This is a genomic window from Brucella sp. NBRC 113783 (assembly GCF_040372265.1).
Classification (GTDB): Bacteria; Pseudomonadota; Alphaproteobacteria; order Rhizobiales; family Rhizobiaceae; genus Brucella; species Brucella teleogrylli.
Map to the genome: position 1 here is coordinate 514013 of NZ_BAABRX010000001.1, position 12887 is coordinate 526899.

The window sequence follows — 12887 nt, forward strand, 5'->3', positions numbered from 1 at the left end:
AATCGTCTTTATCAATATGACCGGCCCCGAGGGGCGATCCTGAAAACTCTGGCGATCTTTGTGCCCCCAATTCAGTCGGGCGGCAAGAGCTTCGATCTTGCTACAGATTTCAAAGAGATAGTGCTGCACAACTGCATTGTCATGACATGGGGACGAAAGATTCTGTCTTTGGTCGAAAAACCGGGCTCATTTGCAAGTTTAGCGGCCCTGCGACGCGCTGTAATTCAAGAGCAATTTGTGGTATCAAAGAGTTGATTAGCATTCTACCTAATTAAGGTAGGTGCTGATTGTGATGAAATATCAATGGGGTAGACGTGCTTGTCTTTCATTATGAGGCAGGTGCGATATTTTGTGTCGCCTTCTTGCTATTGAGCATCCGATCAAATTATCCCAAATAAACCATATTAAAATGAAAAAGCGCCTATTGATTGCAGGGAATGGACCTTACATCGGGCGTGCGCCTGTCTTCTGGGTGGGTGTTTCTCGACCGTAAGTTTATTGACCGGAAGTTTCTTGAATTGAGTGCCGTGGATTATCTGAAGGACGTCATGACAACCGACACCACAAACAGCCCCGTTGCGCAGACCGCAGCCCCTTCCGGGCGCGGCAAGGGCGGCGTGCGTTTTGGTGCGTCCCAGAAGGCCGAGTCGCTTTTTCATGCCGCGCAGCGCCATTCGATCCGGGTGCGGGTGTTGAAAACCGCCCTGCCGGTCGCGGCCGTCGCGCTTGCGGCGGTGTTTTCCTGGTACACATTTCTGGCAACGCCAGCGACCCCGATCAAGGTCGAGATGAATACGGGCGGCGAGAACGGCAAGCTCGTCATGGCCAGCCCGCATCTCAACGGTTACACCAAGGACAACAAGCCCTATTCGATGACCGCCTCCAAGGCGACGCAGGATGCCAAAAATAGCGGCGTCATCACCCTGGAAGGCATTCAGGCGGAACTGCCGGTCGGTGAAAGAGGCACGGCAAAGGTCGAGGCGGCCTCCGGCATTTACGATAATGCCAATGGTCGTTTGCAACTTGATAAGGACTTTGTCGTAACCACGAATGAAGGTTTGCGTGCGGTGATGCGTTCGGCAGATGTCAATCTGAAGAGCGGGCAGATCACAACCGACAAGCCGGTCGATATTCGCAGCGGAAATACGCATATTCTGGCCGATACCATGCAGGTCAAGGACAACGGCAAGGTTCTGATTTTTGAGAACCGCGTTCAGATGACCGTTGACGGCAGCGTGGTTTCGGGAAACAAGGCGCCCTGACCGGGTGCAAAAGAACGGCATATCCGGCGTTCAGCCCCATTTTCGGGCCTGGCGCGGATTTGTTTTTTATACGCATTTTGCAAAGCCTTATGTTCCCATTTGGCGTCAAAGTGCTTAATGTTGCATCTGGAGGCAGGTTGTTTACATCATGACGCCTGCATTCGGGGACTGAATTTATGGAACGTGAGACGGGCAAGATGATCAAGGGCACTATGGCTCGCACGATGCGGGCAGGATTCGCAGTTCTGGCGCTTGGCATCGTTGCCGCTCCTTTTGCCGCTTCCGCACAGGAAGCCGCAGGCGGCGCAGTGAACGGCCTCAAGCTTTCCAACAGCAAGGCACCGGTCAAGATCGATGCCGACAAGCTGGAAATGCGCGACAAGGAAGGCGTTGCGGTTTTCACCGGCAATGTTTCTGTGGCGCAGGGCGACGCGCTGTTGAAGGCAGGTCTGATGACTGTCTATTACAACAAGGCGGCCAAGGACGGCGAAGCCCCGAAGGAACCGGCAAGCGCCGGTGTCGGTGGCCTTGATTCGTCGAGCATCGATCACATCGATATATCCGGCAAGGTTTACCTGAAGTCGGGCACGCAGGTCGCGACCGGCGATACCGGTCGTTACGACGCAAAAAACCAGATCATGATTCTCGAAGGCTCGAAGGTCGTTCTGACGGATGGTGACAATGTCGTCACCGGTTGCAAGCTGACGGCGCATCTCGATACGGGCCGCGCCAATGTCGAAAGCTGCAAGAGCGGCGCGAACAGCAAGGGCCGCGTGTCGATCATCATGGCGCCGAAGGATCAACAGCAGGGCGGTGCCGCGCCCAAGCAGAACTGACCGGAGCACGTGTGGGATTGTTCTGGAACAAGAAAGACGGCGAGCCGCAAGCGGTTGCCGAGAGTGTCGGCTCTTCGGGTGAACCTCATGGCGCCATGCCAGCACAGCCGGGCAAGACGGCGCGCCTGAAGGGCACGCTGGTCGCGCGCGGCCTCTGCAAGAGCTATCGTGGTCGTCAGGTCGTCAATGGCGTGTCGTTCGGCGTGCGCGCTGGCGAGGCGGTTGGCATCCTCGGCCCCAACGGTGCGGGCAAGACCACCTGTTTCTATATGGTGACGGGTCTGGTTCCAGCCGATGCCGGTTCTATCGAAATCGACGGTTTCGACGTGACATCCATGCCGATGTATCGCCGTTCGCGTCTTGGTATCGGCTATCTGCCGCAGGAAGCCTCGATTTTCCGTGGCCTTTCGGTCGAGAACAATATCAAGGCCGTGCTTGAAGTGGTCGAAAAGGACCGCAAGAAGCGCGCTTCCGAACTCGACGCGCTGCTCGAAGAATTCCATATCGCGCATCTGCGCAAGGCGCCCGCCATCTCGCTGTCGGGCGGTGAGCGCCGCCGTCTGGAAATTGCCCGCGCGCTTGCCTCGCGCCCGAATTTCATGCTGCTCGATGAGCCTTTCGCGGGCGTCGATCCCATCGCGGTTTCCGATATTCAGCAGCTGGTGCGCCATCTGACCAGTCGCGGCATCGGTGTTCTCATCACCGACCACAATGTGCGTGAAACGCTCGGTCTGATCGATCGCGCCTATATCATCCATGCCGGTCAGGTGCTGACTCATGGCCGCCCGGCCGAGATCGTCGCCAATCCTGACGTCCGTCGTCTCTATCTTGGCGATCAGTTCACGCTCTAAGTTTTCCCTGACGACACAATAATCTGGCCCGAAAGCTTCGGCTTTCGGGTCTTTTGAAGCTGGCTCCGTTACAGCCGCTCTAAAAAACCCGTCAATATTGCGACTATTTTCCTCATTTGTCCCAAAACTGCACATTCTGAATTGACAAGCAAGGTTCATACCAGTTTTGATCGGGAAGAAGCGCCGGTCAGAAAGATCGGCTGAAAATAGCGGCTCAGGGTTCGGTCGACCAGTCGTTCGCAGGGGGAATTAACGCGTCGTATGGCTCTGTCGCCTAAGCTCGATTTTCGTCAGTCACAATCGCTGGTGATGACGCCTCAGCTGATGCAGTCGATCAAACTGCTGCAGATGACGCATCTTGAGCTTGAACATTTTCTCGATCTGGAAATCGAAAAAAATCCGCTGCTGGACAGAATAGAGGCAGCAAATGATGATTTTTCCGGCGCTGACGCGGCGCGGGATGATGACCGTTCTGCCGCAAGTGATGATGGAACGGATGATGGGGCCTTCGACGAAGCGCAGGCGGATTGGTTCAAGACCGACGCGCCGGACGCAGCTGAAAATCTCTCCACCACCTTCGACAGCTCGCTGGAGAATATCTTTCCCGATGATCCGGGGCGCTATGACGAGATCAATCCAGACCTTGCCGCCCAATGGAAATCGTCGACCCTCGACGCCTATAGTGGCGGCAGCGGTGGCGGATATGATCTCGATCAGGTGACGGCGAGCCGGGTCTCGCTGGCTGACTTTGTGGGCGAGCAGATTGCCCTGACCTTTCCGAAAACCTCCGACCGTTTCATCGCGATGGCTCTTGCCGATGCGCTGGACGAAAGCGGCTATCTGCGGGGCGATATTATCGGTCTGGCGCAAAATCTCGGCGTCGAGACCTCGGAGGTCGAACGAGTGCTGGCGATCCTGCAAAGCTTTGATCCGCCTGGAATTTTTGCACGCGATCTGCGCGAGTGCCTTGCGATTCAGCTGCGCCTGAAAGACCGCTTCGATCCAGCCATGGCAGCGCTGGTGGACAATCTCGACCTTTTGGCGCGACGGGATTTTGCGACGCTGAAAAAGCTCTGTGGGGTTGATCAGGCTGACATTCTCGACATGCTGTCTGAAATCCGTACGCTGGACCCGAAGCCCGGCGCTTTGTTCGAGGTGGCGGTGGCCGACGCCATCGTGCCGGATGCGGTGGTGACGCCGTCACGTGACGGAGGCTGGGCGATTGAACTCAATCCGGCGGCCATGCCGAGGCTTATTGTCAACAATGAATATTATGCGGAAGTCAGCGGATCGGTAAAGGCTGAGGAAAAGACGTTTTTGGCCGATTGCATGCAGACGGCAAGCTGGCTGGTGCGCAGCCTCGATCAGCGCGCGCGAACCATTTTGAAGGTGACGCAGGAAATTGTGCGCCAGCAGGACGGATTTCTGCGTCAGGGCGTGACCCATCTCAAGCCCTTGAACCTGCGCATGGTCGCCGATGCGGTGGGTATGCATGAATCCACCATCAGCCGCGTGACCGCCAACAAGTTCATGGAAACGCCGCGCGGCGTGTTCGAATTGCGCTATTTCTTCACGGCTTCCATCGCCTCTTCGGAGGGCGGTGACGCCCATTCTTCTGAAAGCGTGCGGCATCGTATTCGCCAGATGATCGACGCCGAAAAGCCCGATGATGTGCTGTCTGACGATGCAATTGTTGATGCGTTGAAGAAGGACGGTGTGGATATTGCGCGCAGAACGGTCGCAAAATATCGGGAATCGATGAATATTGCTTCATCGGTTCAGCGCAGGCGTGAAAAGAAAGCCAAGCTTTCTGTTTCTTAGAACGCATCCCGGAACGCGAAGCAGTTTTCGGAAAAGATGTGTGTCAAAACAACTGTTTAAACCACCGGTTCCCCGGCGGCCTGGAATAGACGATTGTACCTCCAGAGCGTTTTCGACCAGTTCAAGCCCCAAGAGAATGCTCTGAAATTTTGAACTTGAAGCACCGCACGATCAGAAAAAATCGATGATGATCGTGAGAACCGGCAGCGTTTCGAGTTGGGCTACTGGCAGGAGGACCAATTGACAAGCGCCGTTTCAATCAATAGAAGCCCCGCTCGCGCTGCGACGCTGGCCCGAAAAAGCCGGAATTCTTCGGTTTTGCGGCCTTATGCGTATGTGGCACGAAATATGCATCGGCTTTTTCTGAAAGAGAATGCGGATGTCCGATTGCTTAAAGGAAAGGCAGTTTAGCAGAAAGGGCAACGATCACGCGTTTGGGGCGTTGCATAAGACAAGGGATGTTCGGGGTGCCGTTTGACCGGTTTTAAACCGGAAAAGCGTGGATTTCGAAGGTGTTTCAAGGCTCTGGCCGGCGATCCGGATCAAGGCTGAAAAACCCGTAGGATGAAAGCCATCTTTGATGACGGTTCGCTTTGCGCTTCGCTTGCCTTGTGATTAGACTAAGCCCTGTGGTGTAACGCAAATGAGGTGTGCCAATGACTCTGCGTGTATCTGGAAAGCATATGGACGTCGGTGAAGCTTTCACAACCCGGATCGTGGATCGGGTGAATGAAACGGTCGGCAAATATTTCGATCATGGCTTTTCCGGGCAGGTAACGGTCACGAAGTCCGGTTCACGATTCAGTGCGGATTGTACATTGCACCTCGACAGTGGTGCGACGCTACAAAGCACTGGCGATGCGCAGGATCCGCAGCTGGCTTTTGATGCGGCAGCGGACAAGATCGAAACCCGCCTTAGGCGCTACAAGCGCCGTCTGAAGTCGCGTACGGCTACCCAGCCAAATGCGATCTATGACGACGTGGCATATCGTGTTATGGCACCGCTGCCGGAGGAAGAGGAGGAGCTTCCGGCCGATTATGCGCCAACCATTGTGGCGGAAACGTCCGTCGCCCTGCGCACCATGTCGGTGGCTTCGGCGGTGGTCGAGCTTGATCTGATTGAAAATCCCGTTCTGGTTTTCCGGAACGCGGGCAATGATGAAGTAAACATCGTCTACCGTCGAGCGGACGGCAATATTGGCTGGGTTGACCCATCGACGGTTACCCGCCAGGCCGCGCCTCGCGTCTGACGGCAAACCCGAAGCGCACGTTACGCGTTATCGCCAGTGAAGGGCGAGCCCATTTATGGGTGGTTGCGTGCGCTTCCCAAAACCGGGCCGCAAACGGTCTGATTGAAGAAGGAACGGAGAGAATGGATCTTAGTGATCTGATTCAGCCGGGGGCGATTATCCCCGCGCTGAAAGCCAGCTCCAAAAAGCAGCTTTTGCAGATTTTGTCTGAAAAGGCTGCGGAACTGACCGGTCTCCCTGAGCGTGAAGTTTTCGAAACAATTCTCCAGCGTGAACGCCTCGGTTCAACCGGGGTGGGCAGCGGTGTGGCCATTCCACACGGCAAGCTGGCGAATATCGGCAAGATTGCCGGCATCTTCGCGCGCCTTGAAACGCCGGTTGATTTCGAGGCGCTGGACGATCAGCCTGTCGATCTCGTTTTCCTGCTGTTGGCTCCGGAAAATGCCGGGGCCGATCATCTGAAAGCCTTGTCGCGCATTGCGCGTATGCTCCGCGACCCGGATATGGTCGCCAAGCTGCGAGGCACCCATGATGCACAGGCGCTCTATTCATTTTTGACAGCCCAGCCGGCGTCCAACGCCGCCTGAGCCACTGAGCATAATCCGACCGGCGTGAACGCGGCTCGACAGATTGTGCTTCAAATACAAGAACTGGAGCGCCGGATTTGTTCGTACCGGCGCTTTTCAAAAGGAAGTGTGTAACGGTTTTGCGTTCAGAAATGCCAGAAAGCAAATATACGGAGCGGTTCTGACGATTTCGTCAAAACAGAAGCATTCCGGTAAATCATTTGGTAACGCCGTCACTCGGACAGAGTGGCGGCTTTTGTATTTCAGCGTCATCGCTAGTATTATTATACTAATATAATATATGGATTATGCAATTGATGGCATTCGTGTAAACGGAATGTGTAAATTTCATAACCAGGACAAATTACATGAAGAAATATATTTCAATATTTATTGTTACGATTGTGTTTTCCGGTTCCGCCCTAGCTGAAGAAACTAAGGCGGAGTGCGTAGAGCGTGTCGTCAAAGAATGTACCGCGAAGCACGGGAGCGATTTACTAGAATTCAATCCTAATTATCATAATTGTCTAATGGAAAATCTGCCTCTCTGTCCCGGATTTGGAAAGTAATTTAGATTAATTATACTAAGGAAGAATAAATTGAGAAAAGTAATTTTTGCATTGATTTCGTTTCTATCTATTTCAAATGCTGCTTTGGCTGTGGACAGGATGGCGTGCATCAATAAAGCGGTTGAAATGTGCAATAAAAGACATTCGGATCAGTTTTCGCAGGAACATCGTGACTGTGTCAAACATATCGGCACTCTGTGCTCGGTTGAGGCAATACAATTGGGCACATCAAAGTGAAGGCCTTCCGGTTCCGCGCTGGCTAATGCGAGGGAGGCTTGCTTCAAGAATGCCCAGGCGACTTGTAAGCAAGCGCTTATCGAAGCTCAACACGGTAAGCAGTCTCAATTTCTCGAAGCAGTATCATGACTGCTTCAAGCAAGAACAACTCAAGTGTCAGTAGATTGAGAAGTCGCGCCCGGCTGATGCCGGCAATGGCGCAATGAGGACGATAGCAGCTTCCTTACAAGGCGGGCCGCTATCGCCACATATTCGACAGGGCTGCCATTTTAGTTGAGCAGCACCGTGCGTAATTCGTGTTCATGGGCGCCTTGCAGCGCGGTGGCGCGGACATCGGAGAGCACGATAGGCTCGCCGCTTGCGCCAAAGAGGGCCCAGAGCTCAAGGCCCGGCTCGATTGGTGGGAGGGCAGGGAAGCTGCGAGCAAGGTCGTCGGAGCGAATCTTGCGCACGTAGGCAATTTCACCTTCGCCCAGATGAGCGAATTCATTTTCGGTGAGAACCTGTTGTCTGTTCATGGTCTTAGCCTCCATTTGAGCGGCACACCATTCACGGCTATGCCGCACCAGAGCTTCACGATAGTTATCATAGCCTTAATGACTGAACGAAACCTGAACGTTTTTCAGTCTTTCACAGCTATGTTGATTTTCTTGATCAGCCGTTCCGGTTCCGGTCGGTCGAGATCGACAGCGAGAAGACCGTTTTTCAACTCGCAACCCAGCACCCGCATACCATCGGCCAGCACGAACACACGCTGAAACTGACGCGCCGCGATGCCGCGGTGCAGATATTCGCGTTCGGTGTCGTCGGTCTGTCGACCGCGGATGACAAGCTGGTTGTCTTCCGTCATGACGTCGAGATCGTCGCTGGCAAAACCTGCCACGGCAAGCGTGATGCGCAAGCGCTCAGAGCCTGTTTCGCCGCGCAGGCGTTCGATATTATAGGGTGGGTAGCCATCGCCGGATTTTGCAATCCGTTCGAGTGTCTTTTCCATCGTGTCGAATCCGAGCAAGAGAGGGCTCGAAAACGGAGTCATTCTTGTCATTGCATCAGTCCTTGATGAGAAGCGACCGTTATGAAGAGAACCCGTTCGGCGTATCTCTTCGCTAACTGATATGGCTTGTGAAAAGCCCGACTTCAAGGGCCAATGCCGGAATCCCCCTTCGTTCTATCGTAAAACGACGATGGGGAGGGCGATACCCGCCACTGTTGCGGGGCGGGCAGTGTCAAACTTAGCATATCGAGAAATGTGTTCTACCGTCTTGCTTCGGCAAGCGCTGCGCGAAAAGCGGTGGCGAAATCCTCACGGTCGTCGGGGTTCAGAAAGCTGCCGATGGCGACATGCTTGTCGCGGCTTTCAACGCTCATATCCGTGATGCCGATGTCCGGCTTTCGCGCCACGCGAAAGCGTGTCCAGAACGGATTGAACTGATGTGCGGTCAGTTTGCCGGATGGTGCGTATTGGCGGATGTGCAGGGCTGCACGCGAAACGGAAATCTCTTCGCGGGCCTGCGCCGCGCGATAATTCCAGCGAAATGCCAGATAGATCAACAGCACGTCGAGGCCGAAAAAGCCGAAGATCGGCCAAGCGCCGATGGACCAGAACAGAATGCCGACAGCAATCCAGCAGGCGATGAGGGCTGCCATCAGAACGGTAAAGCCCGTGCGCCCCAGCGAGCGATAGGGTCTCAGCAAGGCTTCAAAAATAGGGGTCTCGAACCTGTCCGGTTCCGCGCCGTCTGGATGGTGCATGGGTGTCTGAGCCTTTGAACGCCGCCTGCGTCAAGCTGCGGGTTGTCTTCCAGGAACAGACCTCAGTATAGAGACAGAATGCAAAAGGCCAAAATCAAATCGCCCGTGACTGTTTCCGCCGCCCCGCCAGCACGGCGTCCACGCCGCGTGGCTGGTACGCTCTATACGGCTGATGAGATTCACGAAATCTTTCGCCGCTTCTCCGTGCAGCGCCCGGAACCGAAGGGCGAACTGGAGCATGTGAACGCCTTCACCCTGCTGGTCGCGGTGGTGCTGTCGGCGCAGGCGACGGATGCGGGCGTCAACAAGGCCACGCGCGGCCTGTTTGCGGTTGCCGATACGCCGCAGAAAATGCTGGCGCTGGGCGAGGAAAAGGTCGGCAGTCACATTCGCACCATCGGCCTTTGGCGCAACAAGGCGAAGAATGTCATCCTGCTTTCGGAAGCACTGATCCGCGACTATGGCGGCGAGGTGCCAGGCGACCGTGACGAGCTGGTCAAACTGCCGGGCGTCGGGCGCAAGACCGCCAATGTTGTGCTCAACATGTCGTTCGGCCAGCCGACCATGGCGGTGGACACGCATATATTGCGTATCGGCAACCGGATCGGTCTGGCGCCCGGCAAGACGCCGGAAGCGGTCGAGGCGATATTGGTGCGGGTGATACCGGCGGAATATATGTTGCACGCCCATCACTGGCTGATCTTGCACGGGCGCTATACCTGCAAGGCGCGCAGGCCCGAATGCGAACACTGCGTCATCGCCGATATCTGTAAGTCGCCGGAAAAGACCTGCGACGTGCCCGCCGCACTGGTTCCGCTTCCGCCTCAGGCTTAAGTTCTGACAGGCTTTGCGGCCTCGCGCTGCGATATGGCCTTGTGCAGATGCACCATCATAGTTGCCGCAAAAAGCGGGGTCAGAAGATTGACCAGCGGAATGGCCATGAAACCGGCGATCAGCAAGCCTGCCAGAAAGACCGTCACGCCATAATGCGAGCGTAGCGCCCTGGCTTCCGCTTCGGTGCGATGGCGCATGGCGGCGAATTCGAAAAATTCGCGTCCGAGCAGATAGGCGTTGATGACGAAAAAGGCGATCAGGTTGATCCCCGGTACGAAAAGCAGAGCTAGCGCCAGCAGGTTGCCAAGGATCACCACGCCGAGGAATTTCAGCGACGTCACAATTGAACGTCCAAGCGGCAGGGCATTGCCCGCAGGATCGTTCGGATAATCCGTGCGCTCGACCACTTCCGCCACATCGTCGAGGAACAGACCGGCCACAAGAGCGGTCACCGGCGCGATCATCAGCGCCAGCACAAGCGCAAGCCCCAGTCCCGCCGCGACAGCGGCGACGATTCCGAGCCAGCCTGCCCATGCGGGCATGCCCGGCAGCAATTGCTCCATCCACGGCCAGGCATAGGTAAAAAAGATTTGACGAATGCTGACCCAGAGACCGGCCAGCAGCAAAAGCGTCAGACCCAGCGTTTTCCAGAAAACCGAGCGAAACTCCGGCGTCAGCAGGCGGGAGAGGGCTTTCAAGGCAGCATCTATGATCATTCTTTTTCCGTTTTGCGCCCGTTTTGGCTGTGGACGAACTGAAAATAGGAACGAGCCGTTGGCTGTGCAAGCCGGACTACCCACATCCCGGGATTGGCGCGGGGTAGCCAAAAGGGCGGCAAAAGGCTAAACCCGCACGCGCATATTTGCATAAGCGTATCAATTCCACGATACGCAGCTGGCGCCAAAGCCTCCTCCTGCCATATCGAGGGCGGGCTGGAGAACTGAAAAAAGGGGAGCTTCTCGCGCTCATGGCCACATTCGACGTTCTTTGCATCGGCAATGCCATTGTCGATATTCTGTCGCGTACGGACGACTCATTTCTCGAAACCAACGGTATCGTCAAAGGCGCAATGAACCTGATCGATGCCGATCGTGCAGAATTGCTCTATAGCCGCATTGCAGGTCCGGCGACTGAAATGTCGGGCGGCAGCGCGGGCAACACGGCGGCAGGCGTCGCCAGCCTGGGCGGACGCTCCGCCTATTTCGGCAAGGTAGCGACTGACCATCTCGGACGTGTCTTCGCGCATGATATCCGCGCGCAGGGCGTGGCCTTCGATACGCGTCCGCTGGAAAAGGGGTCGCCGACCGCCCGCTCGATGATTTTCGTGACGCCGGATGGCGAACGCTCGATGAACACGTTTCTCGGCGCTTGCGTCGAGCTTGGACCGGAAGACGTCGAGACCTCCAAGGTCGCCGATGCCAAAGTCACCTATTTTGAAGGCTATTTGTGGGACCCGCCGCGCGCTAAGGAAGCCATCGTGATGGCGTCAAAGATCGCGCATGAGGCGGGCCATGAAATGGCCATGACGCTCTCCGATCCGTTCTGCGTGGACCGCTATCGCGAAGAGTTTCTCGACCTGATGCGCCAGCGCACGGTCGATATCGTCTTCGCCAATGAAGACGAAGCCAAATCGCTCTATCAGACCAAGTCGCTCGAAACGGCGATTGCCTCAATGCGGATGGATTGCAAGCTGTCGATCATCACGCGCTCGGAAAAGGGCGCTGTCATTGTGACGCCTGATCAGACGCTCGAAGTTCCAGCCATCGAGATCGACGAACTGGTCGATACGACCGGTGCAGGCGATCTTTATGCGGCGGGTTTCCTCTATGGCTATACCAAGGACCGCTCGCTGGAAGATTGCGCACGGCTTGGCTCGCTTGCCGCCGGTCTCATCATCCAGCAGATGGGCCCGCGTCCGCTGCTCAGCCTTGAGGCTGCTGCAAGTCAGGCTGGCCTGATCTAGCACTACAGTTGCATTCTTCGCCATGCCGGGCTGCAACGAGCAATTTCCTGCGCGCCGGTGCTCACGTACCCAAAAGTACGCTCCGCTCCGGTGCTCGAAAATCACTCGTTTCGCCACGGCCTGACGAATTTGCAACTGTAGTGCTGGTCTCTATTCGGACCGAATGATCCGGTCGCGCTGGAGTTCTTCTTCGGTGCGGCCGGGACGGCTTTTATAAACCGGCAGGTTCCAGCCGAAATAAAGCGCCCCGCCGCGCACGGTAAAACTGGTCAGCGCTGCGACCACCGCCGAGAAGAACGGATCGACACCAAGGCGCGCCAGCCCGACATAGAGGCAGGCGCCAGCCAGTGCCGCCGTGATATAGATTTCCCGCCGCATGATCACCGATGGCTCTCCGGCCACCATATCGCGCAGGATACCGCCCAGCGTGGCGGTGAAAATGCCCGTGACGATGGCAACCGGCGCGCTGACGCCAAGCGCAAGCCCCTTGGCGGCACCCATCACCGTGTAGGCCGACATGCCGATGGCATCGAGCCAGAGCAGCACGCGATAGCGTGATTCCACCCTATGAGCGGTGAAATAGACCGCGAAGGCGGCCAGTGTGCCCGCCAGCAGATAGATCGGTTCCTGAACCCAGAAAACCGGCGTGCTCAGCATCAGATCGCGCAGCGTTCCGCCGCCGATGCCGGTGATATTGGCAAGAAAGATGAAGCCCACAATATCGAGCTGCCGCCGCGAGGCTGCAAGCGCGCCTGTTGCCGCGAAGACGAAAACACCCGCAAAGTTCAGAAACTGCACGACGGTCACGCGGGCTCCCCCAGCAAGATATATGATGCGATTTTCTATTGCTCTGCGCGCCTTGGCAATATGTGTGTATGAGCGCAGGTCAGCAGATACAAAAAAGCGGCGGATAAACCGCCGCTCTGATCGTCTAACTCAGTAGATA

Annotated in this window: 13 protein-coding genes; 8 read left to right on the forward strand and 5 right to left on the reverse strand. The window is 56.1% G+C overall.

The genetic code is table 11. The annotated features are described in order from the left end of the window. Positions 1 to 548 precede the first annotated feature (548 nt). The 6 genes from lptC to ptsN all read left to right on the forward strand — a co-directional run bounded on the left by lptC (position 549) and on the right by ptsN (position 6607). Positions 549 to 1262 (forward strand): LPS export ABC transporter periplasmic protein LptC, encoded by a 714-nt coding sequence (gene lptC, locus ABWW11_RS02345; RefSeq protein WP_109370146.1) that lies wholly within the window; start codon positions 549 to 551, stop codon positions 1260 to 1262. Positions 1263 to 1438: 176 nt separating this feature from the next. Next, positions 1439 to 2098: an LptA/OstA family protein gene (locus tag ABWW11_RS02350; protein WP_109368182.1), complete on the forward strand. Its 660-nt coding sequence runs from the start codon at positions 1439 to 1441 to the stop codon at positions 2096 to 2098. A gap of 11 nt (positions 2099 to 2109) precedes the next feature. Next, positions 2110 to 2949: an LPS export ABC transporter ATP-binding protein gene (gene lptB, locus ABWW11_RS02355; protein WP_109368183.1), complete on the forward strand. Its 840-nt coding sequence runs from the start codon at positions 2110 to 2112 to the stop codon at positions 2947 to 2949. Between the two features lie 261 nt (positions 2950 to 3210). Next, the gene (gene rpoN, locus ABWW11_RS02360; RefSeq protein ID WP_109368184.1) at positions 3211 to 4770 is read left to right on the forward strand and encodes an RNA polymerase factor sigma-54; all 1560 of its coding nucleotides are present in this window, start codon (positions 3211 to 3213) and stop codon (positions 4768 to 4770) included. A 656-nt stretch (positions 4771 to 5426) separates the two neighbouring features. Next, on the forward strand, positions 5427 to 6020 hold the full coding sequence (hpf, locus tag ABWW11_RS02365; RefSeq protein WP_109368185.1) for a ribosome hibernation-promoting factor, HPF/YfiA family: 594 nt from the start codon (positions 5427 to 5429) through the stop codon (positions 6018 to 6020). A gap of 122 nt (positions 6021 to 6142) precedes the next feature. Continuing rightward, the gene (gene ptsN / locus ABWW11_RS02370) at positions 6143 to 6607 is read left to right on the forward strand and encodes a PTS IIA-like nitrogen regulatory protein PtsN (RefSeq protein WP_078339638.1); all 465 of its coding nucleotides are present in this window, start codon (positions 6143 to 6145) and stop codon (positions 6605 to 6607) included. 1054 nt (positions 6608 to 7661) lie between these two features. Here ptsN and ABWW11_RS02375 read toward each other — a convergent pair. The 3 genes from ABWW11_RS02375 to ABWW11_RS02385 form a co-directional block, all read right to left on the reverse strand. Beyond that, complete coding sequence (locus tag ABWW11_RS02375) at positions 7662 to 7925, reverse strand: BQ00720 family protein (RefSeq protein WP_371830795.1); 264 nt, start codon at positions 7923 to 7925, stop codon at positions 7662 to 7664. 89 nt (positions 7926 to 8014) lie between these two features. Further along, positions 8015 to 8437 (reverse strand): Hsp20 family protein, encoded by a 423-nt coding sequence (locus ABWW11_RS02380; protein ID WP_109368187.1) that lies wholly within the window; start codon positions 8435 to 8437, stop codon positions 8015 to 8017. A gap of 209 nt (positions 8438 to 8646) precedes the next feature. Next, on the reverse strand, positions 8647 to 9144 hold the full coding sequence (locus ABWW11_RS02385; protein ID WP_109368188.1) for a DUF2244 domain-containing protein: 498 nt from the start codon (positions 9142 to 9144) through the stop codon (positions 8647 to 8649). Between the two features lie 78 nt (positions 9145 to 9222). Here ABWW11_RS02385 and nth point away from each other — a divergent pair, with 78 nt between their 5' ends. After that, on the forward strand, positions 9223 to 9978 hold the full coding sequence (gene nth / locus ABWW11_RS02390) for an endonuclease III (protein WP_109368189.1): 756 nt from the start codon (positions 9223 to 9225) through the stop codon (positions 9976 to 9978). Here nth and ABWW11_RS02395 read toward each other — a convergent pair. Further along, a complete protein-coding gene (locus ABWW11_RS02395; RefSeq protein WP_109368190.1) occupies positions 9975 to 10694 on the reverse strand; it encodes a sulfate transporter family protein in 720 nt (239 codons plus the stop codon). The genes nth and ABWW11_RS02395 overlap by 4 nt on opposite strands. A 251-nt stretch (positions 10695 to 10945) precedes the next feature. On the opposite strand from ABWW11_RS02395, the gene ABWW11_RS02400 reads away from it, so the two are divergent. Then, positions 10946 to 11941, forward strand: a complete 996-nt coding sequence (locus tag ABWW11_RS02400) for an adenosine kinase (protein WP_109368191.1) — start codon at positions 10946 to 10948, stop codon at positions 11939 to 11941. Between the two features lie 150 nt (positions 11942 to 12091). Here the strand turns inward: ABWW11_RS02400 and ABWW11_RS02405 are convergent, their stop codons facing one another. Continuing rightward, positions 12092 to 12748, reverse strand: coding sequence for a trimeric intracellular cation channel family protein (locus ABWW11_RS02405; RefSeq protein WP_109368192.1), 657 nt, complete (start codon positions 12746 to 12748; stop codon positions 12092 to 12094). Positions 12749 to 12887: the final 139 nt, after the last annotated feature.

Bases quoted from the DNA above. Each gene is read 5' to 3' on its own strand.
- ABWW11_RS02385 (WP_109368188.1), bottom strand. From the start codon at position 9,144: ATGCACCATCCAGACGGCGCGGAACCGGACAGGTTCGAGACCCCTATT.
- ABWW11_RS02400 (WP_109368191.1), top strand. From the start codon at position 10,946: ATGGCCACATTCGACGTTCTTTGCATCGGCAATGCCATTGTCGATATT.
- ABWW11_RS02375 (WP_371830795.1), bottom strand. From the start codon at position 7,925: ATGGAGGCTAAGACCATGAACAGACAACAGGTTCTCACCGAAAATGAA.
- ptsN (WP_078339638.1), top strand. From the start codon at position 6,143: ATGGATCTTAGTGATCTGATTCAGCCGGGGGCGATTATCCCCGCGCTG.
- ABWW11_RS02350 (WP_109368182.1), top strand. From the start codon at position 1,439: ATGGAACGTGAGACGGGCAAGATGATCAAGGGCACTATGGCTCGCACG.
- rpoN (WP_109368184.1), top strand. From the start codon at position 3,211: ATGGCTCTGTCGCCTAAGCTCGATTTTCGTCAGTCACAATCGCTGGTG.
- ABWW11_RS02380 (WP_109368187.1), bottom strand. From the start codon at position 8,437: ATGACAAGAATGACTCCGTTTTCGAGCCCTCTCTTGCTCGGATTCGAC.
- lptC (WP_109370146.1), top strand. From the start codon at position 549: ATGACAACCGACACCACAAACAGCCCCGTTGCGCAGACCGCAGCCCCT.
- hpf (WP_109368185.1), top strand. From the start codon at position 5,427: ATGACTCTGCGTGTATCTGGAAAGCATATGGACGTCGGTGAAGCTTTC.
- nth (WP_109368189.1), top strand. From the start codon at position 9,223: ATGCAAAAGGCCAAAATCAAATCGCCCGTGACTGTTTCCGCCGCCCCG.
- ABWW11_RS02395 (WP_109368190.1), bottom strand. From the start codon at position 10,694: ATGATCATAGATGCTGCCTTGAAAGCCCTCTCCCGCCTGCTGACGCCG.